The 25,900-nt window shown below is 71.4% G+C and carries 20 protein-coding genes; 14 read left to right on the top strand and 6 right to left on the bottom strand.

The annotated features are described in order from the left end of the window. From E1287_RS44665 to E1287_RS13555, 5 genes are all read right to left on the bottom strand, one after another. Positions 1-430: hypothetical protein (locus E1287_RS44665; RefSeq protein ID WP_207934196.1), on the bottom strand; the 430-nt coding region annotated here is incomplete at its 3' end. A 9-nt stretch (positions 431-439) separates the two neighbouring features. Next, positions 440-1,006 carry a hypothetical protein gene (locus E1287_RS13540; RefSeq protein ID WP_131965271.1) on the bottom strand — a complete coding sequence of 189 codons (567 nt, stop codon included), beginning with the start codon at positions 1,004-1,006 and terminating at the stop codon, positions 440-442. 143 nt (positions 1,007-1,149) lie between these two features. Next, positions 1,150-2,118 carry an AraC family transcriptional regulator gene (locus tag E1287_RS13545; protein ID WP_207934197.1) on the bottom strand — a complete coding sequence of 323 codons (969 nt, stop codon included), beginning with the start codon at positions 2,116-2,118 and terminating at the stop codon, positions 1,150-1,152. Positions 2,119-2,422: 304 nt separating this feature from the next. After that, on the bottom strand, positions 2,423-3,478 hold the full coding sequence (locus E1287_RS13550) for a ParB/RepB/Spo0J family partition protein (protein ID WP_131965272.1): 1,056 nt from the start codon (positions 3,476-3,478) through the stop codon (positions 2,423-2,425). A 48-nt stretch (positions 3,479-3,526) separates the two neighbouring features. Then, on the bottom strand, positions 3,527-3,964 hold the full coding sequence (locus tag E1287_RS13555; RefSeq protein WP_131965273.1) for a hypothetical protein: 438 nt from the start codon (positions 3,962-3,964) through the stop codon (positions 3,527-3,529). 539 nt (positions 3,965-4,503) lie between these two features. Here E1287_RS13555 and E1287_RS13560 point away from each other — a divergent pair. From E1287_RS13560 to E1287_RS13575, 4 genes are read left to right on the top strand one after another with little or no spacing between them, the layout of a single operon-like run. Beyond that, positions 4,504-5,625, top strand: a complete 1,122-nt coding sequence (locus tag E1287_RS13560; RefSeq protein WP_131965274.1) for an NAD-dependent epimerase/dehydratase family protein — start codon at positions 4,504-4,506, stop codon at positions 5,623-5,625. Then, on the top strand, positions 5,622-7,307 hold the full coding sequence (locus E1287_RS13565) for an acyl-CoA carboxylase subunit beta (RefSeq protein WP_131965275.1): 1,686 nt from the start codon (positions 5,622-5,624) through the stop codon (positions 7,305-7,307). The genes E1287_RS13560 and E1287_RS13565 overlap by 4 nt, the downstream gene beginning before the upstream one ends. Before the next feature lie 31 nt (positions 7,308-7,338). Continuing rightward, complete coding sequence (locus E1287_RS13570) at positions 7,339-8,094, top strand: maleylpyruvate isomerase family mycothiol-dependent enzyme (RefSeq protein WP_131965276.1); 756 nt, start codon at positions 7,339-7,341, stop codon at positions 8,092-8,094. Beyond that, complete coding sequence (locus E1287_RS13575) at positions 8,094-8,954, top strand: maleylpyruvate isomerase N-terminal domain-containing protein (protein ID WP_131965277.1); 861 nt, start codon at positions 8,094-8,096, stop codon at positions 8,952-8,954. Before E1287_RS13570 ends, E1287_RS13575 begins: the two co-directional genes overlap by 1 nt. 16 nt (positions 8,955-8,970) lie before the next feature. On the opposite strand, the gene E1287_RS13580 is transcribed toward E1287_RS13575, so the two are convergent. After that, complete coding sequence (locus E1287_RS13580; protein WP_131965278.1) at positions 8,971-9,609, bottom strand: ScbR family autoregulator-binding transcription factor; 639 nt, start codon at positions 9,607-9,609, stop codon at positions 8,971-8,973. Positions 9,610-10,092: 483 nt separating this feature from the next. On the opposite strand from E1287_RS13580, the gene E1287_RS13585 reads away from it, so the two are divergent. From E1287_RS13585 to E1287_RS13630, 10 genes are all read left to right on the top strand, one after another. Beyond that, positions 10,093-11,121, top strand: a complete 1,029-nt coding sequence (locus E1287_RS13585; RefSeq protein WP_131965279.1) for a DUF1702 family protein — start codon at positions 10,093-10,095, stop codon at positions 11,119-11,121. Between the two features lie 307 nt (positions 11,122-11,428). Beyond that, complete coding sequence (locus tag E1287_RS13590; protein WP_279504671.1) at positions 11,429-12,400, top strand: DUF1702 family protein; 972 nt, start codon at positions 11,429-11,431, stop codon at positions 12,398-12,400. Between the two features lie 3 nt (positions 12,401-12,403). Further along, positions 12,404-14,368, top strand: a complete 1,965-nt coding sequence (locus tag E1287_RS13595; RefSeq protein WP_131965281.1) for a CRTAC1 family protein — start codon at positions 12,404-12,406, stop codon at positions 14,366-14,368. Positions 14,369-14,374: 6 nt separating this feature from the next. Then, positions 14,375-15,448: an enediyne biosynthesis protein gene (locus E1287_RS13600; RefSeq protein ID WP_243718965.1), complete on the top strand. Its 1,074-nt coding sequence runs from the start codon at positions 14,375-14,377 to the stop codon at positions 15,446-15,448. Beyond that, positions 15,445-21,222: a type I polyketide synthase gene (locus E1287_RS13605; RefSeq protein ID WP_131965282.1), complete on the top strand. Its 5,778-nt coding sequence runs from the start codon at positions 15,445-15,447 to the stop codon at positions 21,220-21,222. The genes E1287_RS13600 and E1287_RS13605 overlap by 4 nt, the downstream gene beginning before the upstream one ends. Next, positions 21,219-21,689 (top strand): acyl-CoA thioesterase, encoded by a 471-nt coding sequence (locus tag E1287_RS13610; RefSeq protein WP_131965283.1) that lies wholly within the window; start codon positions 21,219-21,221, stop codon positions 21,687-21,689. The genes E1287_RS13605 and E1287_RS13610 overlap by 4 nt, the downstream gene beginning before the upstream one ends. After that, on the top strand, positions 21,686-22,225 hold the full coding sequence (locus E1287_RS13615) for a flavin reductase family protein (RefSeq protein WP_131965284.1): 540 nt from the start codon (positions 21,686-21,688) through the stop codon (positions 22,223-22,225). Before E1287_RS13610 ends, E1287_RS13615 begins: the two co-directional genes overlap by 4 nt. 31 nt (positions 22,226-22,256) lie before the next feature. Further along, entirely contained in the window at positions 22,257-23,636 is a 1,380-nt protein-coding gene (locus E1287_RS13620) for a cytochrome P450 (RefSeq protein WP_131965285.1), read from the top strand. Positions 23,637-23,654: 18 nt separating this feature from the next. Then, on the top strand, positions 23,655-24,233 hold the full coding sequence (locus E1287_RS13625) for a DUF5987 family protein (RefSeq protein WP_243718967.1): 579 nt from the start codon (positions 23,655-23,657) through the stop codon (positions 24,231-24,233). Continuing rightward, a complete protein-coding gene (locus E1287_RS13630) occupies positions 24,230-25,891 on the top strand; it encodes a GMC family oxidoreductase (protein ID WP_131965286.1) in 1,662 nt (553 codons plus the stop codon). Before E1287_RS13625 ends, E1287_RS13630 begins: the two co-directional genes overlap by 4 nt. Positions 25,892-25,900 lie beyond the last annotated feature (9 nt).

Here is a 25,900-nt window from a genome sequence, read left to right on the forward strand (position 1 = left end):
GGGTGGTGGCGCGGCGGGGTCTCATCCTGAAGCAGGCGAACGCGAGGAGCACCGCGCTTGTCAGGATCATGAGTGCGATGGCCACCCATTCGCGGGAACCGTCCGGGCCGTACACACGGCTGGCGCGTCCTACATCGATGGCCTTGGTCTGCGCTCCGACATGAAGTGAGTCGCGGCCTGCGCCGTGGAGGGAGACGCCCGTCCGGTGGATTCTTCCGGTGTCGGACCTGAACTCGCCCTTCCAGCTACAGCTCTCATGTCCGGGATGCTTGATGCACTGCAATTGTTGCGCGGTGAATACGCCTGGAGTTCCTTCGGCACTGGCGGCGCGGAAGGCCGGTCCCACGTTCGGGATGGCCAAGTAGAGCAAATAGGCCGCCACGACGATCGAGATTACGGTCAATGCGTGAGAGCGACGCCGGTCGGCCATCCCCGGCCTTTATCGTTTGGCATGGACGGCGCAGGTGCAAAGCATGCGACCCTGCTCGGAGTCGCGCGGTCGCCGGTGCAGGAGCATCGCCACCACCATCGGCATGAAGACGATCGCGTTGTAGAACAGGTGGAGCTCGACCCGTGGAATGAGAAGCTGGATGATGCTCGTCGGGACGGGACGGCCAGCGATGTTGTTGCCGGTGACTGCCTGCAGGAGCAGGAGCAGGTGCTCGAAGTGGTGCCAGACCTGGATCAGCAGCGCCGCGTTCCACCAGGCCTTCGACCTGCCGACGAAGCCGGATCGCAGCAGGATGAAGCCGGCGAGCATGATGAGTGCGTAGCCGTAGTGCATCCACTCCGATGTGACGAGCCAGGGGAACGGCATTCCGAGCACGCCGCGGGCGTCCTTCACCGGCCAGCCGAGCGCGTAAATCTGAATCGCCTGCGCGATGTGCTCGGCCCAGTGCGCGACGACGATCAGAAGGAAGAGGCTCAGAGCGGCGCGGTGATAACGCTGGTTGAGTGGTTGCAGTCCCGATCCGAATCGCCTTGCCGGCGCGGTTTCCGTCGCCATGCCCAGGTCTCCCTCCCTGCGTCGGCTGGTCCCGCCCTTTGATATCCAACACCTGTGCGGAGCGGCGGCTCTACTTGGAGATTGCTTTCATACCTTCTCGCCACACCGATCTGCTCTGCGTGAATTGGTGTGCCGGTCGATCGTCAACGGCGGTGACCTGAGACGGGGGCGGCGCCGCGCCGTGCCGGTCGCGGCAGGGACATGCGGCGGGCGTGCTCCTTGTCGGAGGACGCGATGGGCTGGTGGACGGCGCCCATGTCGGGCCGGGCCGTCCGCGTGCGCCCCGGATGATCGGGGCGTCCCGGGAGGTCGGGTCGTGCCGGAGGCCGCTCGTAGGAACCCACCTGCGGAAGGCGCGCCTTGTCGCCGAGGCCGCGCCGGTCGGCCGCGTGCGACGTGTCGAGAAGGGCGAGGAGGACGGGAGGGTCGAGCGGCTGCATTCGCCGGAGCCCGAGCCGCACCATCGGGAGCTGCTGGCCGTTCCTGACCGTGACGGGGCCGTGCATGGCCACCCGTGCGCTCTCGGGGTCGTCCGTTTCACCTGGCCTGGCCGCGTACGCCAGCACGTACCACGTGCCCTCCGGCACATTATCCATTTTGAATGGTCCGGGGCCGTCCAGTACCGCGCATCGAGCGGGCATGCCCTGCGGAATCGCGTCGGGAAAGAGCCCGACGAAGACGGTTCTTTCAAAGCTGTCCGGCTCGGCCGGCGAAAAGTCTCCCTGCAGCGTCGTGGAGAGTGTTTCCGGACGCTGGGTCTCGATGGGGGAGGTCAGCTGCAGGCTCTGCAGGTCGCGATAGTCAGTGGGACAAAGACCGACACTGCTCTTGAAGCGGGAGCTGAAGGTGCCGACGCTGCTGTATCCCACCATGTGACTGATCTCGGTCACGCTCAGGGACGTTGACAGAAGCAATCGCTTGGCCTCCTGGAGGCGGACCGCGGAGAGGAACCGCCCAGGTGAGACGCCCGTGGCCTGCTGGAAGAGGCGGGTGAAATGGAACTTGCTGAACATCGCCGTGCGGGCCATGTCGTCAATCGTGATCTGTTCGCCTATGTTCTCTCGGATGCTTTCGATGACACGCCGGATGCTTCGGACGGTGGCGTCGTTCATGGGTTCCCGTTTCGTTGCTGACCGTGTCGAACTAGTGCGATTCTGTAAAAGCAATGCCAGTTCCGAGTGTTCTGGTCGGACGTCCAGGGTCAAGAAGCGGAGAGCTGCGGGGGAGGCGTGCGCCGGAGATGCCGGAGAGCTTCTCGGTCGCTTTTTATGGCCATCATATTATCAGAGCTATTTTGCGGGTAAAGGGCGGGAAGTTGAACATAAAACAGCCCTGCGGACCAATTCGGCTACCCAGAGTGCCGGTCGGAGCACCGAGCCCGGCGCAGGTGGTCGAGCCGATCCGTGAGGTGGCGAGTCAGTCGGCGGCGAGGCTTCGGTCCTCGAGAGCGCGCGCGAGATCGTTCCAGCTCTCCTCGCACAGCCGGGCGATCGTCGCGACCGTGGTGGCCTGGTAGGGCGGGACGGCCTCGACGAGGGCGGTCCAGTTCTCGATGGCCGTCGACCAGGTGTTCAGCAGCCGCAGGAGCTCGCGGCCTCGGACGGTGTTCCGGAGTGCGGGATCCTTGGCGATCTTTCGCAGCAGGAGCAGCGGGTCCTCGGCCGGTCCGGCCGGGCACGCGATGGGGGCGGTCTCGGGGTTCGGGGCGTCATCGTCCCTGGCGGGGGGCTGTTCGGTCGTGGTGGGGTTCTGCCCGCCGTCCCTCGTCCGGCGCTGGCGGGCGGGCAGGGGATCCTCGCCGCGGTCCAGCCGGCGGCGCACGTCGTGGACCGTGCCGAGGGAGACTCCGGCGATGCGGGCGATCTCCCGGAGCGAGGCGCCGGGGTGCCGGGCGATCGCCTCGGCGGCCCGGTTCCGGCCCGCCTTCCCGTTCAGCGGGCGCACCCGCCCGTCGGCCCCGAGGCGCGTGTTCGACTTCTGAGATTCCTCGGTTGAACGCGTTCGGATCGCGGCGACCGTCTTGGCCGCGAGGCCGGCGTGCCGGGCGATCTCCCGGTCCGACAGCCACGGGTGGGAGACGATGATCCGCTCCGCGGCGGCCTTGCGGTCGGCCAGGCAGAGCGGCAGGCCGTGCGTCACGTTGTGCGACACCGCGCAGAGGAAGGCGTCCCTCAGGTCGCCGTCGAAGTAGCGGACCTCGATCTCGGTGTGCCCGCGCCGGGTCGCGGCCTGCAGCCGGTGCACGCCGTCGACGACCCGCAGGGTGTCTCGGTGGACGAGGATCGGCGGCAGCCGATCGACGATTTCGCTGAGCCGCCGGACGTGCTCCTCGTCCAACCGGCGGCGGGGAGAGAGACTCGATGTCAGCGCGGAAACGGCAACGGTCCCGAGATCCGGGCGAGCAGTGGACGGCGCCTCTCCCCGTTGATCTTCCAGCGGTCCGTTGCGAGGTAAAGGCCCAGGTCGTCTCACGGAATTACCCCCGTCCTTTCCGGCGCGGTGTCGCCAGAGGGGACGCGGTCATCCCGACGATGGCGACGTGACGAGCACCATGCCTGTTCCCGATTGAGTCAAAAAGATACCGGCTGTCCGACTTCTGGCAATACTTCGTGGATGCTCACCTTGATTGGCCGACGTGCGGCGGGCGCCGTCCATGTCAACGCACAGTACACAGACATGGCGGTGATCAATCTCCGGACCGGTGGAAATCGGCTCCGCTCGGTGACCGAAAAGGCGGGCGAACATTTTACTCACCTGCACTTGACAAGCGCCACGACGTGCAGCAAAGACCTTTGTCCCCAGGTGGTCGGCCTGTCCCGCCTCGGCGCGTTCCGGTCGCCTGACGTCACGGAGCGTGGTGATCGCGGTGCGGCTCCGGCTCGATCCCGCGCCGCCGGGCGGGAAGGTGCGCGGACTCGCTGTCAGCTCAGCGCCCGAAGGGCAGGTCGTGGCGTCCATAGATGATCTCCTGAGCGCATTTCTCCCCAGCCGGGAGGCGAAATGGAGTCGGCGTCCATGTCCACGTTCTTACTGGCCATCGAGGCCCTCAAGGTGATGCGCGCAGATAGCCGCGAGTGTTCATCTGAGATTCACGCACAGCGGCGGCTCTGATCTGCAGGTGGGCCGGCAGGGCTATTTCCGCGAAGCACGGCGCGGGCGATTCGGTTGGGCGGCAAGCCAGATGGATGAGGACTGTGCCAAGCCTTCTTATCTTTGTTGCGTTTGTGGTTGGAGTGATCTCTTGTTCCATGGGTCGGCGAGGGATGCCAACGAGGTGAGAAAGCCTTGCTGCCGCCTTGGGGCAGGGAAGCCCTGGCGCGGACCGGGCAGGGGCAGGCGGGCCGCCGGCCGGCCGGGCCGGACCGCATGCTCAGAGATGCGGCGGTGATCGTCGCTGGGCAGGCTGGGAACGCCGGGGCCTTTCATTCTGCGTCATTGAATGGCTCCGTTGTATTCGGCGTGTTTCGCGAAATATCAATGGCGCGGGAGATGGTTCGATGTTGGTCAGCGTGACCGGCGGCACCGGGTTCGTCGGGGCGCATTCGGTCGCCGCGCTGGTGCGGCGGGGGCATCGCGTCCGTCTGCTGGTCCGCGACGAGGGCAAGGCCGAGCGGGCGCTGGCCCCGCTCGGCGTCGACCTCGGCGCCGTGGAGACGGCGGTCGGCGACGTCACGGACGCGGCGGCCGTCGACGGTGCGGTGCGGGGCGCGGACGCGTTGCTGCACGCCGCCTCGGTCTACTCCTTCGACAGCAGGCGCCGCGCCGAGATGCGCAGGGTGAACGAGCGGGGCACCGAGGTCGTCCTGGACGCGGCCCGGCGGCACGGCGTGGGCCAGATCGTCCACGTGTCCACGTTCGGTGCGCTCGCCCCCGGTCCGGGAAGCACCGTCCTCCAGCCCCCACCCACCGCCATCCAACGGACGAGCTCCGCTCGACGGATCGTCGGGGTCGACGCGCCGGTGGGCCGTCCCCGGGAGCCGTACACGGCGACCAAGGCGGCGGCGGAGCGGATCGCGCGCGGCCACCAGGCGGCGGGCGTTCCGGTGACCATCACCTATCCGCCCGCGCTCCTCGGCCCGCACGACCCCAATCTCGGCGACCAGACCGCCCGGCTCCGGAACGCGCTGCGCGGGCTGATGCCCATGTGGCCGACGGGCGGTTTCCCGGTGGGCGACGTCCGCGATACGGCGCAGTTCCACGCGGACCTCTTCGACGGCGGGCCCGGCGGCCGCGGCCGCCACCACACGCCGGGGCGCTACCTGTCCACGCGGCAGTACGTGGCGGCGCTCCGGGAGGTGACCGGCCGGCGGCTGCCGGCGGTGTTCCTGCCCGCGCGGATGATGCTGCCGGTCGGCCTGCTGACGGACGTCCTGCAGCGCGTCTGGCCCTGGCACATCCCTGCCGAGTACGGCGCCGTCCACATCTGCGCCGCGGACCTGCGGCCCGCCGGGGCTCCGGAGCCGCGGCCGGTGGACGAGACGTTCCGCGACGCGGTGCGGTGGCTGCGCGGGACGGGACTGCTGACGGCGGGGCAGGCGGGCCTCGCCGGGCGGACCGGTCCGCCGGGCGGCGGGGGCCTGCCGGGCGATGAACGCGAACTACGGAGGGAGGGGCGGTGAGCGCTCCGGAGGCCGATTACGTCCCGGTCGCGGTGCCGCGGCCGAACGGGCAGGGGCCCCGGCCCGTCCGGGAGGGAACCCGGCCGGGCGCGGACGGGGCCGGGCCTGGCGCGGAGGGGCGCGGGCCTGGCGCGCCGTCCATGCGGGAGCTGCGCGAGGAGCGCGAGCGGCTGCGGTCGCGTGTGCTCACCGGGAGCGAGGCGGCGGTCGAGCGGCAGCACCGGCAGGGCAAGCGGACCGCGCGGGAACGGCTGGACCGGCTCCTGGACGAGGGCTCGTTCGTCGAGATCGGCATGTTCCGGCGGCACCAGGCGCACGGCCTGAAGCTCGGCGAGAACCGTCCGCACACCGACGGCGTGGTGACCGGGTCGGGGACGATCCACGGCCGCCGCGTGTTCGTCTACGCGCAGGACTTCACGGTCTTCGGCGGCTCGCTCGGCCAGGCGCACGCCGCCAAGATCCACAAGGTGATGGATCTGGCGCTGGAGAACGGCGCCCCGCTGATCGGGTTGAACGACAGCGGCGGCGCGCGGATCCAGGAGGGCGTGCTGGCCCTCGACGGCTACGGCGGCGTCTTCCAGCGCAACGTCCAGGCGTCCGGGGTGATCCCGCAGATCAGCGTGGTGCTGGGGCCGTGCGCCGGCGGAGCGGCCTACTCGCCCGCGCTGACCGACTTCACGTTCATGGTGCGCGACACCGCGCAGATGTACCTGACCGGCCCGGACGTGGTCGAGGCCGTGAGCGGGGTGCGGGTCACGCACGCCGAGCTGGGCGGCGCGGACGTGCACGGCGGCAAGACGGGCGTGGCGGCGTTCGTGTACGACGACGAGGAGACGTGCCTGGACGAGGTGCGCTTCCTGGTCTCGCTCCTGCCGAGCAACAACCTCGACCTGCCGCCCGCCGCCGCGCCGACCGGCGCGACCCGGGACCAGCGGCCGCGGCTGGCCGAGATCGTCCCGGTGGAGCCGAACCGGCCCTACGACATGCGCCAGGTGATCGAGGAGCTGGTGGACGACGCCGAGTTCTTCGAGATCCATGAGAACTGGGCGCGGAACGTGATCTGCGCGCTGGGCCGGATCGACGGCGAGGTGGTCGGCGTCGTGGCCAACCAGCCGCTGGTGCTGGCGGGCGTGCTGGACGCCGACGCGGCGCAGAAGGCGGCGCGGTTCGTCCGGTTCTGCGACGCGTTCGGCATCCCGCTGGTGTCGCTGGTGGACGTCCCCGGGTTCCTGCCGGGCGTCGACCAGGAGCACGCGGGCGTGATCCGGCACGGGGCCAAGCTCCTGTACGCCTACTGCGAGGCGACCGTGCCCCGCGTCCAGGTCATCGTCCGCAAGTCCTACGGCGGCGCCTACATCGTGATGGACTCGCGCTCCATCGGCTGCGACCTGTCGCTGGCCTGGCCGACCAACGAGATCGCGGTCATGGGGGCGGAGGGCGCGGTGAACGTCCTGTTCCGCAAGGAGCTGACCGCGGCCGCCGACCCCGGCGTGCTGCGCGCCGAGCTGGTGGAGGAGTACTCCAGGCAGCTCATGCATTCCTACTACGCGGCCGAACGGGGGCTGGTGGACGATGTGATCGATCCGGTGCAGACCCGTGCGGCCGTCGCCCGGGGGCTGGCGATGCTGCGGGACAAGCGAAAGCAGGGGCCGCGCCGCAAACACGGCAACACCCCCCTCTGAGAGACGGACGCGCGACGGAGAAGGAGTCGGCATGGGCGAATGGGAACCGGCACCCAACCACCTCGTCTACGAGCGGGTGCGGAACAACGTGATCGGGTTGCTGGAGGAGCGTCCGGACGCCGCCGGCCTGCCGGTGCCCGCCTGCCCGGAGTGGACGGTGCTCGACCTGGTGGGGCACCTCCTCGACATCTGCGGGCTGGCGACCCGCCGGCTCACGGGTGACGGGCCGGACGGGAAGCCCCGCGCGGTCCCGCCGCCGGGCGACGCGCCGCGGCTCGCGCGGCTCCTGTGGGAGTGGCGCGAGTCCGGTGCTCGGCTGGACGACCTGATCGCCGCCCAGCTCAACCCTTCGACGAACGTCCTGGTGATGGACGCGTTCACGCACGAACTCGACCTGCGCGAGGCGCTGGGCGAGCCGCTGGAGGAGGCCGCGGTCGGGGCGGTGGCCGATGCGCTGGTCGACGCGCATCCCGCCTATCCCGGCGTGCTCGGCGTCGTCGTGGGCGGGTTCTCGGGCGAGGTGCGCAAGCGGGGCCTGCCCGCGCTGGAGATCACGACTCCCGGTGCGCGCTGGAGCGCGGGCGTGGACCGGCCGTCCGCGACGCTGACCGTCCCGAGCCCGCACGACCTGCTCCGCAGCCTCACCGGCCGCCGCACCGTCGAGCAGATCGCGGCACTGGGGTGGAGCGCCGACCCGGCGCCGTGGCTGCCGGCCTTCGCGTGGGGCCCGTTCACGCCGCCGGAGCGGCCGGTCGAGAAGGCCGCCGGATCGATGAGGGCCGGGTAATGATCGTTCCCATTACGCAGGCCAGATGGACGGGTGCGCGAAAGGCGCTCGACGAGACCGGTGACCGTTTCGCCGAACTGCTGGAGAGGGCGGCGCGGACGCCGTCCAACGCGACCCGGGACTGGTCGGTGACGGACACCGCCGCCCATGTCGCGACCCTGGCGCGGATCTACGCCTCGATCGTGGACGCGAACGGCCGCCCCTATCCGTTTCCCGGGGCCGAGAGCCTGGTGAACGAGACCGTCGTCGACACGGTCGACGATTTCAACGAGGTGCTCCTCAGCGAATTCACCGAACGGGACCCCGAGAAGATCGGCCGCATCCTGCGCACTGACCTGGACACGATTCTCCAGGTCACGGAGGGAGCAGACCCCGCGGCGGCCATTCCGTGGCTGGGCGGCTCGGAGGTCCCGCTGGCCGGGGTCCTCGCCCATCTGGTCAACGAGCTCCAGATTCACGGCCGCGACGTCGCGCTGGCCGCGGGCTCTCCGTGGTCCGTGCCGCCCGAAGAGGCGGGCCTGTTCTTCGACCTTTTCCTGCTGGGCGTCACCCACTACGGCTACGGCAGGCTGCTCGACGGCCATGGGCCCGCCCCGAAGGGCCGGGTCGCAGTGGAGTTCTCGTCCAAGTTCACGTCCACTCGTGTGATGGCCTTGACCGATGGGTTCGTCACGGTGGAGGAGCCCGGCGCCGGCCCGGTGGACGTGAAGTTGTCGTTCAACCCGGTGGCGCTCAACCTGATGCTGTTCGGGCGGATCAGCAAAGCGCGCGCCGCAGTCACCGGCGGGGTCGTCCTGCGGGGCGGGCGCCGTCCGTGGACGCTGCCGTCGTTCCTCCGCATCGTCCGGCTCCCGTCGTGAGCCCTGCCGAGAGGCGCTAAAGAGGAGGGCCGGGCGGGGCGAGGCCGGGCGTCAGCTTGGCCGCGCAGACCGGCGTGACCAGGCCGGGGAACATGTGGCGCCACATCGCCCGTATCCGCCGGTTATGGTCGACGGTCCAGCCCTCGACCGGCCGGGACGGCTTGCGCCCGGCCACGCCGACGGTGGCGACGATCACCTCGGCCACGCTCCTGACCTCGACGTCCGGGAGCAGATCGCCCTGCTCCCTGGCCTCGGTGAGCAGGTCCTCGACCGCGTCGGTCCAGGTGGGCAGGAGCGGCGGCGCCGGTGTCCCGATCCGGTCGAACTCGCAGGCGAGGCGGGTCCCGGCGCGGATCGCGACATCGTCGCGGAGCATCTCGGTCGTGCGCAGGGACAGGTCGACGAGAACCTGGATCGCGCTCCGGCGGCGGTCGCGGAGCTCGTCGGCCAGGGACGGTACCAGGCCGAGTTGTTCCTCCAGGATGGCCGTCGCGAGCGCCTCTTTGGAGGGGAAGTGGAAATAGAGGGCGCCTTTGCTTATACCTCGGCCTCTGACTATGTCACTGAGGTGCGTGCCGACGTAGCCCCGGGCCTCGAAACGTTCTGCGGCCGCTTGCAAGATGAGACGCCGGGTACGGTCAGCTCTTGCCTGCATGTTCCTGCCGTCCTTCCTGGGGGTCTTTAAGCCTACCGCAGAGACCGATCTGGAGAAATTGTCCGCTGCGCCGTTTCCGGCTTCGCCGGGTTTGGCGATGGAGGGGTGAGTACGGTTTTGACTCTGGTCATGTGCAGGGTGGCAGGCCCTGGTGGAAGGGGCGCGCCGGCCCTTCGGGCGCCGTGACGCCTTCGCCCTCGGTGCGGGGCATGGTTACAGAGTTCTTCCCCTCTGGCGTGAGGGTCCGAACCAGGAGACGCCGGTCGGATGGCGCGGGAGACACGGTTCGGCGGTACGCCTGTGCCTCCGGCCTACTTTGGCCCGCTCCACCGATGTCTTCTCGCCCGACCGGAACCGATCAAGATCATTGACGTGTCGCCGACATCCGCGCCCGGCCGTGCCGGGGCATGACGGGAGAAGCGTCCGGTCCGGCGGTGTGCGAACGTTGGTCGTGAATCGTCGGATTTCCGATGGGGAGATGTGATGGCGACCGTTCTCGGGTCGGTGCGCAGGCTCGTATTGGCTCCGTCTCTGCGGGACGTGACCTTTGTGGAACGGGGCTTTCCTGCCGCGCCGGCGCCCGCGACCGAACATCTCGAAGCGATTCCCCAGTCAGTGGTCTGCGGATTTGAATGGGGTATCGACGCGTCCGGTCTCTGGGAGCTCCAGCGCCGGCTGGACATGGTGACCCCGGAATTGCGCGGCTTCGCCTACGAGGGCGCGACGATGGCCTGCACGGTGCGCGACGTGATGCCGGGCCGCGGCGGACGCGCGCATGAACTTCTCGCCGGGCCCGGCAGGGCGCATATCTTTCTCGCCTACATCGGTATCGGCTTCGCGATGGCGCGGCTGCCGAGAATGATGTGGAAGAAGGTCCTGCCCGACCTGAAGGACAGCGGATACTACCCCGAGATGAATTGGCTGGCCGTGGACGGCTACGGCTTCGATCTCGCCTACTTCGACGTCAAGCGATGGGTGCGGGGCCAGGAGCGTCCCGCTTCCTATCCGTGGCAGGGATTCCCCGACTACTTCCCGCGGGCGGTGGACCAGGGAATCGGCCGGGCGCTGTGGTTCATCTGCGGTGCGCAGGTCGCGGACGTGGGCGCGGCGGTGCGGCGCTTCGCGTCCGGACGGCACGCCGACCTCTGGAGCGGGGTCGGGCTCGCCGCGGCGTTCGCGGGCGGCAGCGACCCCGCCGGCCTGGCCGCGCTCGCGGACGAGGCGGGCGAGCACCGGGCCGAGCTGGCGCAGGGCGCGGTCTTCGCGCTCAAGGCGAGGTCGTACGCGGGACACGTGCCGCCGAGTGGCGAGCAGGCGGCGTCCGCCCTGGTCGGCATGCCCGTGCCGGCCATCGTGGACCTCGCTGACGACACCGCACCCGCAGGCGGCCGAACGGACGGCCGAGCGAACGGCCGGGCGGACGGCCAGGCGGACGGGGTTCCGCGATACGAGCATTGGCGCCGGAACGTCCGGGAGCGGCTCGCGGCACTCGGCCCCTCCCGCCACATCTGATCAGCCGAGGCCCCTGCTTACCCGGCCAGGCCGTGCCGCCGGATGCGGGACCGGGTTCGTGCGCGCCCCGGCCCGCCGGGCGATGCCCACCGGCGGCGCGGCCGCCACCCGTTTCCGATTGCCGCCGACTTATCTCGCAAATTGCTCTTCTTGTTTTGGCGGGTTGCTCTTCTGTTGGGTGAGCACAGATGAAGTAGCCGCCGACTTGCTGGCCTTGTTTCCATGAGTCAAGGTGCGCCACGGGTTGCCGGGCGAAGGAGTCGGGTGGATCAGCGGCGGGAGAACGCCCGCGGATCGAGGAGTAACATTGTCCAGAGGATCGAAAGCGCTGCTACGTCGAATGCTCACTCCGAATGTCTCGGCGACATCGCTTGAGACGCGCAAGTTCCACGTCAAGGACGCAATCGCCAAAGACCTTCTGGAAAAGGTCGGACGCACATTCCTCGCCGGCTACGGCCACGCGGTGGAGACGGGCGACGACGCGGCGCTGGCGGAGCGGCTCGCGGAGATCCCATCCCGCTTCCGCGGCTTCGCCTACGAGGGCGCCGCGATGGGGTTCACCGTCGTCGACGGGCTGACCTTCGCCCGGGGCCGCAGGGTCGGGCGGTTCATGGCCGGGTCGGGCGCCCCCCACATCTACATGGTCTACGTCGGGATCGGCTGGGCCATGGCGCGGCTGCCGAGACCGCTGTGGCCGAAGATGGCGTTCGACCCGCTGCTGCAGTGGTTCATCCTCGACGGCTACGGCTTCCACCAGGCGTACTTCAAGACCGGCAAGTACGTGAAGGGGCAGCACCAGGACCCGGCGTTCCCCTGGCCGGGCGGCCCGCACCAGTGGTACGCCGACCGCGCCCTGGACCAGGGCATCGGCCGCGCCCTGTGGTTCGTCGGCGGGACGGACGCCGACGTCGTCACCGACCTCATCGGGGAGTTCCCCGTCCGGCGGCGTCCGGACCTCTACGCGGGCGCCGGGCTCGCGGCCACCTACGCCGGCGGCGCCGACGAGGACGAGCTGCGCCGCTTCTGGAAGGCCGCGGGCGACTGCCGTCCCCAGGTGGCGCAGGGCTCGGCGTTCGCGGCCGAGGCCAGGCGGCTGGCCGGGCTGGAGTCCCCGCACACCGGGATCGCCACCGGGGTGTTCTGCGACCTGCCGCCGGACGAGGCGGCCGACATCTGCGTCCGGACCCGTCCCGACGGGCGGGACCAGGGCGAGCTCCCTGCCCACGAGGTGTGGCGCAGGCGCATCGCCGACGAATTCGTTTCGCGTGGGAGGAGCTGATCCATGGCAGTCCTCAGCTGGCTGCGCCGGCAACTGCCGGGTGTCGTGGCGCTCGTGGCGGTGGTCGGGATGTTCTTCGCCGTCCGCCTGCCCGACGCGCCCGCGGCCGAGAAGTCCGAAGTGGCGCAACGCTACAGGTTCACGCCGATGAACATCGCGCTGCCCGGCGGGTTCCGGCAGCAGACGATCCGGCGCGTCAACAAGGACTACAAGAACATCGACGCCTGGATCTCGTCCGTCGGCGCCGGGATCTCGATGAACGACCTCGACGGCGACCGTCTCGCCAACGACCTGTGCGTCACCGATCCCCGCATCGACCAGGTCGTGGTGACACCGACGCCGGGCGCCCGCGCCGACCGCTACCGGCCGTTCGCGCTCAGCCCCGGCTCGCTGCCCATGAACCCGGCCATCGCGCCGATGGGCTGCTCCCCGGGCGACTTCAACGAGGACGGCCGCATGGACCTCCTCATCTACTACTGGGGCCGGACGCCGATCATCCAGCTGGCCAAGCCGGACGCCAAGCAGCTCACGGCCGCCGCCTACACCCCCGTCGAGGTCGTTCCCAACGCGGGCGGCTCGACCTACACCGGGGCGGAGTGGAACTCCAACGCCGTGGCGGTCGACGACTTCGACGGCGACGGCCACGTCGACTTCTACCTGGGCAACTACTTCCCGCACGGGCCCGTCCTCGACGACCGCAAGAGCGGCGGCGTGGCGATGAACCGGTCGCTGTCGGCCGCGCACAACGGCGGCGAGGACTACTTCTTCCGCTGGACGGGAGCCACGTCCGGGGACAAGCCCTCGGTCACCTTCCAGCGGGCCGACCACGCCCTCCCCAAGAAGATCTCCAAGGGCTGGGTGCTGGCGGCGGGCGGCAACGACGTCGACGGCGACGGCCTGCCCGAGCTCTACATCGCCCAGGACCACGGCACCGACGCGATGCTCTACAACATCTCCCGGCCCGGCAAGATCGAGTTCCAGTCGGCGCAGGGGGACCGCTCGTCCGGCCTGCCCAAGTCCAAGCGGATCGGCGACGACTCGTTCAAGGGCATGGGCATCGACTTCGCCGACTTCGACCACGACGGCCTGTACGACATGTTCGTCAGCAACATCACGACGACGTTCGGCATCCAGGAGAGCAACCTCCACTTCTACAACACGGCCAGGAACCAGGCGGACCTGCGCGCCCAGCTGGGCGACGGCAAGGCCCCGTGGAAGGACCGCAGCACCGAGACCGGGACCGCGTGGTCCGGCTGGAGCTGGGACGCCAAGGCCGCCGACTTCGACAACTCCGGCCGTCCGGCGATCGCGCAGACGACCGGGTTCGTCAAGGGCGAGGTCAACCGGTGGCCGCAGCTCCAGGAGCTGGCGGCGTCCAACGACCTGGCGGTCGAGCACCCGGAGCTGTGGCCGAACGTGCGGGCCGGCGACGACATCGCCGGCAGCCAGCGGCTGCACTTCTGGGCCGAGAAGAGCCCGGGCGAGTACGTCAACGTCGCGCAGGAGCTCGGCCTCGGGATCCCGGTGCCGACCCGCGGCATCGCCACCGGCGACGCCGACGGGGACGGGCGGCTGGAGATGGCCGTCGCGCGGCAGTGGGACGAGCCCGTCTTCTACCACAACGACAGCCCGAAGCCCGGCGCGTTCCTGGGGCTGCGGCTGACCCACGACACCGAGCCCGCGAAGGGGGCGGCGGGAACGCTGCCCGCGCCCGGGTCCCCGGTGGTCGGCGCCCAGGTGACCGTGACGACCCCGGACGGGCGCAAGCACGTGGCCCGCGTCGACGGCGGCAGCGGCCACTCCGGCAAGCGCAGCACCGACGTCCACCTGGGCCTCGGCGGCTTCTCGGGGCCCGTCCAGGTCAACCTGTGCTGGCGGGACCGCTCCGGCCGGATGCACAAGCAGGATCTGCAGCTCACCCCGGGCTGGCACGCGTTGAAGCTCGGCTCTCAGGCCAAGGAGGAGTGACCGCTCATGTCCACCACCGCTCCCTCGAACGACAACGTCTCGAACGGCGCCGTGGCCGCCCCGGCCGCCCCGGGCGGCCCGGCGGCTCCGCGGCACAGCCCCAAGGTCGTCATCGCGCTGCGCAACTTCGCGATGTCGATCACGGTGTTCAACATCTTCGGCTATACGGTCCTGGGGTTCGAGCAGCCGTGGATCTGGCCGTTCATCGCGCTGGCCACCGCCTACTCCTTCGAGTCGGCGCTGGAGTTCATCTCGGCCCGGGTGGAGCGCCGCACGCCGCGCTTCATGGGCAACGGGATGCGCGGGGTCATGGAGTTCCTCTACCCGTCGCACATCACCGCGCTGGCCGTGAACATGCTGATCTACGTCAACGACAAGGTCTGGGTGATGATCTTCGGGGTGCTGGTCGCGGTCGGGGCCAAGTGGGTCCTGCGCGCCCCGGTCAAGGGCCGGATGCGGCACTACATGAACCCGTCCAACTTCGGCATCGCCGTGATCCTGCTGGTGTTCCCCTGGGCGAGCATCGCGCCGCCGTACCACTTCACCGAGCGGTTCGAGAGCCCGGTGGACTGGCTCGTCCCGGCGATCATCCTCGGCGCGGGCACGATGCTGAACGCCAAGCTCACCGGCCGGGTGTGGCTGATCATGGGCTGGCTCAGCTGCTACGTGATCCAGGCGGTCGTCCGCGGGGTCCTGCTGGACGTCTCCATCCCCGCCGCGCTGATCATGATGACCGGCGTCGCGTTCGTCCTCTACACCAACTACATGGTCACCGACCCGGGGACCAGCCCGTCGGCGCCCGCCTCGCAGTTCGCGTTCGGCGCCGGGATCGCCGTCGTCTACGGCCTGCTCACCGGCATGAGCATCGCCTACGGCCTGTTCTTCGCGACCGCCGCCGTCTGCGCGATCCGCGGCGGCTTCCTGTGGTCGCTGCACATCTCCAACCGCGCCCGCGAGCAGCGCGAGGCGCAGGAGAGAGCCGCCAAGGCGGTCGAGGGCGGCGGGCATGACGGCGACGCCGGCCAGGACGGCGAGGCCGCCAACGGCTCGCTCGACGGGAAGAAGGTCGTTACCGCATGAGCAGGCTGGCAATCGTGGGGATGGCGTGCCGCTATCCGGACGCCACCTCACCGCGGGAACTGTGGGAGAACGCCCTGGCGGGGCGCCGGGCCTTCCGGCGCCTGCCCGACGAGCGGATGAACCTGGACGACTACTGGGACCCGGACCCGGCCGCGCCGGACCGGTTCTACGCCAAGAAGGCCGCCGTCATCGAGGGCTACGAGTTCGACCGGGCGGCGCACCGCGTCGCCGGGAGCACCTACCGCGCCACCGACCTCACGCACTGGCTGGCGCTGGACGTGGCGGGCGAGGCCCTCGCCGACGCGGGCTTCGCCCAGGGCGAGGGGCTCCCGAGGGAGCGGGCCGGCGTGATCGTCGGCAACACCCTGACCGGCGAGTTCGTCCGGGCGAACAACCTGCGGCTGCGCTGGCCCTACGTCCGCCGGGTCGTGTCGGCGGCGCTGCGCGAGCAGCAGGGGTGGGACGACGACCGGCTGTCGGACTTCCTCGACGATCTGGAGGCGGCCTACAAGAAGCCGTTCCCCGGCATCGACGAGGACTCCCTGGCGGGCGGCCTGTCCAACACGATCGCCGGGCGCATCTGCAACCACTTCGACCTCAAGGGCGGCGGGTACACCGTCGACGGCGCCTGCTCCTCGTCGCTGCTGTCGGTGGTGACGGCGTGCAGGTCGCTGCTGGAGGGCGACGTCGACATCGCCATCGCGGGCGGGGTGGACCTGTCCATCGACCCGTTCGAGATCATCGGCTTCGCCAAGACCGGCGCCCTGGCCAAGGGGGAGATGCGGCTCTACGACCGGCACTCCAACGGCTTCTGGCCGGGCGAGGGCTCCGGGATGGTGGTGCTGATGCGGGAGGACGACGCCCGCGCCCAGAGCCGCCGGATCTACGCGACCATCGCCGGCTGGGGCGTCTCGTCCGACGGGCAGGGCGGCATCACCCGTCCCGAGATCGGCGGCTACCGGCTGGCGCTGGCGCGCGCCTACGAGCGGGCCGGGTTCGGCATCGAGACGGTGTCGATGTTCGAGGGCCACGGGACGGGCACCGAGGTCGGCGACAAGACCGAGCTCACCGCGCTGTCGCTGGCGCGCAGGGCGGCCGACCCGGGCGCTCCGCCCGCCGCGGTCAGCTCGATCAAGGGCATGATCGGGCACACCAAGGCCGCGGCCGGGGTGGCCGGGCTGATCAAGGCCGTGATGGCGGTGCACGACCAGGTGCTGCCGCCGACCACCGGCATGGTCGACCCGCATCCGGTGCTGGCGGAGGAGGGCGCGGCGCTGCGCCCGCTCCGCAAGGCCGAGGCGTTCCCCGCGGGACGGCCCGTCCGGGCGGGCGTGACCGCGATGGGCTTCGGCGGCATCAACACCCACGTCGTGGTGGAGAGCACCGCCCCCCGGCGGCGCGTCGCCGTGGACACCCGGATCCGGGGACTGTCCGCCTCGGTCCAGGACGTCGAGCTGCTGATCGTCGACGCGGACTCGCCCGGACGGCTGCGCGAGCGGCTGGCCGAGCTCGCCGGGTTCGTCCCGAAGCTGGCCTACGCCGAGCTCGGCGACCTGGCGGCGACGCTGCAGGAGCGGCTGCGCGACCTGCCCTACCGGGCGGCCGTCGTGGTGTCCTCCCCGGAGGACGCCGAGCAGCGGCTGCGGCAGGTGCTGGACGCGCTGGACGAAGGCGAGCTCCGCCTGATCTCCCCGGACGCGCGCGCCTTCCTCGGGCACGCCGCCCGCGCCGCCCGCATCGGGCTGCTGTTCCCCGGCCAGGGTTCGGGGCGCGGCACCAGCGGCGGCGCGCTGCGGCGCCGGTTCGCCGAGGTCGAGGAGGCCTATCTCAAGGCGGCGCTGCCCGCCTCCGGCGACATGGTGGCCACCGCCGTGGCGCAGCCGCGCATCGTGACCGGGTCGGTGGCGGGGCTGCGCGCCCTGTCGGTCCTCGGCCTGGACGGCGAGGTCGCGGTGGGCCACAGCCTCGGCGAGCTGTCGGCCTTGCACTGGGCCGGGGCGATGGACGAGGAGACGCTGCTGCGGGTGGCGGGCGTGCGCGGGCAGACGATGACCGAGCACAGCTCGTCCGGCACCATGGCCGGGATCAGCGCCCCGCCGCCGCGGGTGGACGAGCTGATCAGCGGCCTCCCGGTGGTGATCGCCGGGTACAACGGCCCCGGGCAGACGGTCGTGGCCGGGTCGCGGGAGGCGGTCGAGGCTGCCGGGCGCAAGGCGGAGGAGGCGGGCGTCGGCTTCACCCGGATCCGGGTGTCGCACGCCTTCCACTCGCCGCTGGTCGCCCCCGCCGCCGGGGCGTTCGGCGACAAGCTGGCCGGGGAGTCGTTCGGCGCCGTCGGACGGCGGATCGTGTCCACGGTCACCGGCGAGGTGCTGGCACCCGGCACCGACCTGCCCGGGCTGCTCCGGCGCCAGATCACCGATCCGGTGCTGTTCGCGCAGGCGGTGGAGCTGGCGGCCAAGGACGTCGACCTGTTCGTCGAGGTCGGGCCGGGCACGGTGCTGAGCGGGCTCGCCGCCGGCATCGCCGACCTTCCGGCCCTGCCGCTCGACACGGACGCCGAGTCGCTGGCCCCGCTGTTCGGGGTGATCGGCGCGGCGTACGCGCTGGGCGCTCCGGTGCGGCACGAGGCGCTGTTCCACGGCCGGCTGACCCGTCCGCTGGAGATCGGCGCCGAGTTCTCCTTCTTCGCCAGCCCGGCCGAGGCGGCTCCGCCGGTCACCATCCGCGGGGGCAGCGGCCGCAAGGCGGGCGGCCCGGAGGCCCCGGCCGGCGTCCCGGCGGACGATGCGGCGGACGGCCTGCCGGGCCTGGAGATCCTGCGCCGGCTCGTGGCGGCGCGGATCGAACTGCCGCCGGAGATGGTCACCGACGACAGCCATCTGCTCGACGACCTGCACCTGAGCTCCATCACGGTGGGGCAGGTCATCAACCAGGCCGCGCAGGCGATGAACCTGCCGGTGGCCCAGGTCCCCACCAACTTCGCCGTGGCGACGCTGGCGGAGCTTGGGCAGGCCCTGGACACCCTGGCCGAGACCGCCACCGCCGACGCGGGTCCCGCCCCGGTCGTGGCGGGCGCGGCCTCGTGGTCGCGGGCGTTCGGCCTCGACCTGGACGAGCTGCCGCTCCCCGCGCGGACCGCGCCGCAGGACAACGGCGCATGGCACGTCCACGCCACCGAGGGGCACCCGCTGGCCGAGCCGCTGCGCCGCGCGCTGGAGCGCGCGAACGTCGGCTCCGGCGTCCTGGTCTGCCTCCCGCCGGACGTCGAGCGGGATCACGTCGAACTGGCGCTGGACGGTGCGCGGCAGGCCCTGCGCGAGCCGGACGGCCGGTTCGTCCTCGTCCAGCACGGCCGGGGCGCGGCCGGGCTGGCCAAGACCCTGCGGCTGGAGACGCCGGGGCTGAAGGTCACCATCGTGCAGTTGCCGTCCGTGTCGCCGGACTCCGGCACCGCTGTGGCGCAGGTCGTGGACGAGGTGGCCGCGACCGCCGACTTCAGCGAGGTGCACTACGGCGCCGACGGCGTCCGGCGCGTCCCGACGCTGCGGGCCATGCCCGCGACCGCCGGACGGGTCGAGCACGTCCTCGGCGGCTCGGACGTGCTGCTGGTCACCGGCGGCGGGAAGGGCATCACGGCCGAGTGCGCGCTGGCGGTGGCCGCCGACACCGGCGCGAAGCTGGCGCTGCTGGGCCGTTCGGACCCGGCCGACGACCAGGAGCTGGCCGCCAACCTGGCGCGCATGGCCGACGCCGGCGTCACGGTCGGCTACGCCCGCGCCGACGTCACCGAGCCGGACCAGGTCCGCGCCGCGATCGCGGAGCTGACCGGGTCCGTCGGGCCCGTGACCGCCGTGCTGCACGGCGCCGGGCGCAACGAGCCGGCCGCGATCGCGGGCCTGGACGCCGAGGCGTTCCGCCGCACCTTCGCGCCCAAGCTCGACGGGCTGCGCGCCGTGCTGGACGCCGTCGACCCCGGCGCGCTGAAGCTGCTGGTCACCTTCGGCAGCATCATCGGACGGGCCGGGCTGCGCGGCGAGGCGCACTACGCCACCGCCAACGAGTGGCTCGCCGAACTCACCGCCGAGTTCGCCGAGCGGCACCCCGCCTGCCGGACGCTCTGCATGGAGTGGTCGGTCTGGTCGGGCGTCGGCATGGGCGAGCGCCTGTCGGTGGTCGAGGGGCTGTCCCAGGAGGGCATCACCGCCATCACGCCCGACCAGGGCGTGCAGATCATGCGGCGGCTGGTGTCCGACCCGGACGCGCCCGTGATCACCGTCATCAGCGGCCGGACGGGCGGGATCGACACCGTCCGGCACGACCTTCCCGAGCTGCCGCTGCTGCGGTTCGTCGAGCGGCCGCTCGTCCGCTACCACGGCGTCGAGCTGGTCACCGAGGTCGAGCTGAACGCGGGCACCGACCCGTACCTGGCCGACCACCTGCTGGACGGCAACCTGCTGTTCCCGGCGGTGATCGGCCTGGAGGCCATGGCGCAGGTGGCGACGGCCGCCACCGGCTGGACCGGTCCGCCGGTCGTGCAGGACGCGGAGTTCCTGCGCCCGATCGTCGTCCCGCCGGAGGGCTCCACCACCATCCGTGTGGCCGCCGCCGTCGTGGACGACCGCGCGGTGCGCGTGGCCGTCCGCAGCGAGGAGACCGGCTTCGCGGCCGAGCACTTCCAGGCGACGCTGGTGTTCTCCGGCGCCGAGGTGGCCTCCGGGCCGCCCGACCAGGCCGCCGAGGGCCTGCCCGGCGTACAGCTCGACCCGATGACCGAGCTGTACGGCGGGGTGGCGTTCCAGGGGGCCAGGTTCCAGCGGCTCCGCGCGTTCCACCGGGCCGCGGCCCGGCACGTGGACGCCGACGTCGCGCTGGTGCCGGGCGTGACGTGGTTCGCCGGGTTCCTGTCCGGTGAGCTGCTGCTCGGCGACCCCGGCACGCGGGACGCGCTGATGCACGGGAACCAGGTCTGCGTCCCGGACGCGACGCTGCTCCCGCGCGGCATCGACCGGGTGCACGTCGGCCCGGCGGCGGTGGAGGCCGATGGCGTCCTCCGGTACACCGCCACCGAGCGCAGCCAGGACGGCGACACCTACGTCTACGACATCGCCGTCCGGAACGGCGCGGGCGAGGTCGTCGAACGATGGGACGGCCTGCGGCTCCAAGCCGTCCGCAAGGGCGACGGGAGCGGCCCCTGGGTGGCGCCCCTCCTCGGCTCCTACCTGGAGCGCGAGGTGGAGGACCTCACTGGAGTCCGCGTCGCCACGGCCGTCGAACCCGACGTGGAAGGCGCCGATCGGCGCGCGCAGACCGCGCTGGCCGCCGGGCGCGCGCTCGGCCGTCCCGTGGACGTCCGGTACCGCCCCGACGGGCGGCCCGAACTCGACGGCGGCGCGGTCTCGGCGTCGCACGGCGCCGGGCTGACCCTCGCCGTCGCCGGCGACGGCCCGCTCGGCTGCGACGTCGAGCCGGTCGCGGAGCGCTCCGCCGGGGACTGGGACGGCCTGCTGGGCGGCAACGCGCCGCTCGCCGCCCTCATCTCCCGGGAGGCGGAGGAGTCTCCCGACACCGCCGGGACGCGGGTGTGGTCGGCCGTCGAATGCCTGCGCAAGGCCGGGCTCCCGGCCGACGCGTCCCTCACCCTCACGCCCGGACGGCGGAACGCCTGGATCGTCCTGGCCTCGGGCCCGCTGCGGATCGCGACGCTCGTCACGACCCTGCGGGACCGCCCGGGGTCGGTCGTCTTCGCGGTCCTCGTGGAAGGACGGTCATGACCACGGACAACTACTACGAGTACCGGCACATCGTGGGTTTCGAGGAGACCAACATCGTCGGCAACGTCTACTACGTCAACTACCTGCGGTGGCAGGGCCGCTGCCGCGAGATGTTCCTCAAGGACCGCGCGCCGGACGTGCTGGACGACCTGCGCGACGACCTCAAGCTGTTCACCCTGAAGGTGGACTGCGAGTTCTTCGCCGAGATCACCGCGTTCCACGAGCTGTCGATCCGGATGCGCCTGCTGGAGCTGGCGCAGACCCAGCTGGAGTTCGGCTTCGACTACGTGCGGCTGGATCCGGGCGGCCTGGAGACCCTCGTCGCCCGGGGGCGGCAGCGGGTGGCCTGCATGCGCGGGCCCAACACGCGGACCGTCCCCACACGCGTCCCCGAGGCGCTGACCCGGGCCCTGGCGCCCTACGTCCCCGGGAACGGGGCGCGCATCGAGGCGGGGAGCACGGCGTGAGCGTCAACTCGACATCCGCCGAGCGGCTGCTGGACGCCAAGGCGCTGCGGAGGACGTTCGGCACGTTCGCCACCGGGGTCACGGTGGTGACGGTCGGCGGCGCGACCCCGCACGCCATGACGGCCAACTCCTTCACCGCGGTCTCGCTCGACCCGCCGCTGGTGCTGGTCTGCGTGGGCCACAAGGCGGTCATGCACCACGCGCTGGGCGCCGGGCTGTTCGGGGTGTCGGTGCTGACCGCGGGCCAGGAGCGGATCGCGCGGCACTTCGCGGACACGTCGCGTCCGCTGGGCGCCGCGCAGTTCGAGGACGTCGACACCGACACCGGGCCCCTCACCGGGGCGCCGCTGATCGCCGGCGCCCTGGCCAGGTTCGAGTGCGAGACCTGGAACACCTGCGACGGAGGCGATCACTCGATCTTCCTCGGCCGGGTCCTGTCCATGGACCGGCCGGACGCCGACCACGACGAGGCGCTGCTGTTCTACCAGGGGCGCTTCCACCGGCTGGAGCCGGGACGAAACGAGGTCCAGACATGACGAGGACGCCATCCTCCGGCGGGGGGCCGCCATGAGCACGACCCGTCAGGCGCGGGGGGCCCGGCGCGCGGGCCGCGCACGCCGGCTGCCGCCCGGGACCCCCTTCAGCGCCACCCCGCGCCTGCTGAAGCAGCTGGTCTCCGACCGGCTCGGCATGATGACCACGGCCGCGGGCTACGGCGACGCGGTGCGGATGGTCATGGGCCCGCGCCAGCTCTACTTCTTCAACCATCCCGACCACGCCAAGCACGTGCTGGCCGACAACGCCGGCAACTACCACAAGGGCATCGGCCTGGCGCAGGCGCGGCGGGCCCTCGGCGACGGGCTGCTGACCAGCGAGGGCGACCTGTGGCGCATGCAGCGCCGCGCCATCCAGCCCGCGTTCCAGCACAAGCGCATCGCCCGGCAGGCGGACGCGATCATCGAGGAGTCCGCCAAGCTGGTCTCCCGCCTGCGCAGGCACGCGGGCGGCCCGCCGGTCGACGTCGTCCGCGAGATGACCGACCTCACGCTCGGCGTGCTCGGCCGCACGCTGCTGGACACCGACCTCAGCGCCTACTCCTCCATCGGGAAGGCGTTCGAGGCCGTCCAGGACCAGGCCATGTTCGAGATGGTCAGCCAGGGCATGGTGCCGACGTGGGTGCCGCTGCCCAAGCAGCTCCGGTTCCGCCGCGCCCGCCGGGAGCTGGACGAGATCGTCGGCCGCATGGTCGCCGAGCGGTCGGCCCGGTCCGCGGAGGGCGACGACGCCCTCTCGCTGCTGATCGTCTCCACCCGCGCCGAGGCGGACCCGGCGGTCGGCCGGCGCCGGATGCGGGACGAGCTCGTCACGCTCATGCTCGCCGGGCACGAGACCACGGCGAGCACCCTCGGCTGGTCGTTCTACCTGCTCGACCGGCACCCCGAGGTCATGGAGCGGCTGCGGGACGAGGTGACCCGCGTCCTCGGCGACCGCACCCCGGTCCTGGACGACCTCAACGCGCTGCCCTTCACGAACATGGTCCTGCAGGAGGTCATGCGGCTGTACCCGCCCGTCTGGCTGCTCAGCCGCATCGCCCAGGCCGACGACGAGATCGGCGGCTACCACGTCCCGGCGGGCTCGGACGTCCTGATCTCCCCGTACACGATCCACCGGCACCCGGGGCTGTGGAAGGACCCGGAGCGGTTCGACCCCGGCCGGTTCGACCCGGACAGCCCCGACACCCGTCCCCGCTACGCGCACATCCCGTTCGGCGCGGGGCCGCGGTTCTGCGTCGGAAACCACCTCGGAATGATGGAGGCCACCTTCGTCCTGGCGATGGTGGTGCGGGAGCTGGGCCTGGCCAAGGTCCGGAGCCACACGGCGGTCCCCGAGGCCATGCTCTCCCTCCGCCTCCGCGGCGGCCTCCCCATGCACATCACCGAACGCTGACGACAGGAGGTGACGCCGGTGTCTGCCGAAACCCCGGCGAGAGAAGAGGACCGGGCCGTCAGGGTCATGACGCTCGAAGCCTTCGCGGACACGATCGTCCCCGGTGAGAAGCGGTGGCCGGACGACCGCGCCGTCGCGGGCGCGTCGCCGGGGCCCGGCGCCGTGGCGGCCGGCGCGGTCGACCTGCTGGAGACCCCGGCGGCCGGTGTGCTGCCCGGCCTCGACGAGCTGGTCGCCATGCTGAACGGGCACGCGCGCCGGCACGCCGAGTGGGCCGGGCTGACGCCGGACCCAGCGGTTCCGCCGTTCGTCGCGCTGCCGTTCGCCGAGCGGACCGCCCTCGTCCAGGCGCTGCTCGCGCCCGGCCACCCGGAGAAGGACGCCTGGGTCAGCGTGGCCCTGTTCGCCAACATGGCGTTCGACACCGGCGCGCACCTGAACACGCTCGACGCGATCGCCGGCGGCCATCCCGGCATCGCGGCCCTGGGCCTGGCCCGACCCGACGAGGACGGTCTCTGGCGTTTCCCCGAGTACGGCTACGGCCGGAAACTCGCCGACGTCCATCCCGACACGACCCCTTCAGGGAGCCCGGCATGACCAGCGTTGAGAGCACCGACGTCGTTGTGGTCGGAAGCGGATTCGGCGGCGCCATCGCCGCCTACCACCTCGCCGCGGGCGGGGCGAGGGTCACCGTGCTGGAGCGCGGCCCGTGGCTGGACGGCGACGACTTCGACCACGACTTCAAGCTCGGCTCGTCCTACACCCGGATCTTCGACTTCGTCGTCGGGGACGGCATGAGCATCCTCGGCGGGAACTGCGTCGGCGGCGGCAGCGTCGTCTACTTCGCCGCCATGCCCCGGGCGCCGCGCTTCGTGTTCGAGCGGCGCGGCAGCATCAACCGCCGGGTGTGGCCCAAGGCGGTGTCCCGCGAGACCCTCGAACCCTGGTACGACCGGGTGGAGGAGGCGATGCCGGTCGTCCAGCAGACCTGGGACGAGGTCACCTACGCGGGCGGGCTGTGGGGGGCGGCCTGCAACCATTCGGGTCTCACCGCCAACCCGGTCCCCGTCGCGGTCGACAATTCGCTCTGCGTCAACTGCAATTGGATGATGGCGGGCTGCAAGTTCGACGCCAAGCGGTCGCTGCTGTTCAACTACCTGCCCGCCGCGCTCTCCCACGGCGCCGTGATCCGTCCCATGCACGAGGTCCAGCACCTGACCCGTAACGACGACGGCGGATACCGGGTGCACTACAACGTCATCGACGACGTGGACTACCGGGTCAGCGTCGGCAGCGGGACGATCGACGCCAAGCTCGTCGTGCTCGCGGCGGGCACGGGCGCCACGCCGGTGATCCTGCAGCGCTCGGAGCCGATGCTCGGGAAGATGCCGCACGGCGTCGGACGCTACTTCTCGGGGAACGGCGAGCGCCTCAACACCGCCGTGATCGACGAGGACCGCGTGCGCGAGGTGCTCGGCCTCGACCGGGGGAACGGCCTGTCCTACGCGGCCAACCAGATCGGGCGCGGCCCGGTGGTGGCCAACTGGGACCGGCTGGACGGCTCCCTGCCCGAGTACTCCCGGTTCTCCCTTGAGCAGCTCTACTTCCCGCCGGGGCTGGGCACCATCCTGGCGCAGACGTCCGACGCGACCGGCTTCTCGCCGACCTGGTTCGGCGTGGAGAAGAAGGAGATGCTGAAACGCTGGCAGTCCTGGCTGACCATTTTCACGATGTCGGAGGACGACAACGAGGGCGTCTTCGGCCCGCCGCCCGCGACCGGCAACGCGCACCGCATCTCCCAGCAGATGCTGGGCCGCGGCAACCTGCGCTACGACCCGACCGTGAACACGCAGCGCGGCTGGCGCGAGTCGGACGAGGCCGTCCGCGCGATCATCGAGAAGGACGGCCTCGGCAAGGTCATGCCGTGGACGAACGACGTGGTCGGGGCCTACACCGTCCACCCGCTGTCTTCCTGCCGTATCGGCGACGACCCCTACACCTCCGCGTTGGACGACCGGCACGAGCTGCGCGACCACCCGGGCATCTTCGTCACCGACGGGTCCGCGGTCCCGACCGGGCTCACGGTCAACCCCGCGATGACGATCGCCGCGCTCGCCGAGCGCGCCATGCCGGGCCTGGTCGAGGCCGCCCGGGACCGGGGCGTCGAGGTCTCCTACGGCGCGCCCGCGCCCGACGGGTCGACCACCGCGCGCCGTGCCGCGGCGCCGCTCGTCGCCGGCCTGACGCGCGGCTAGCGGAAGGAC

The sequence above is a fragment of the Actinomadura sp. KC06 genome (assembly GCF_004348735.1).
Lineage (GTDB): Bacteria > Actinomycetota > Actinomycetes > Streptosporangiales > Streptosporangiaceae > Spirillospora.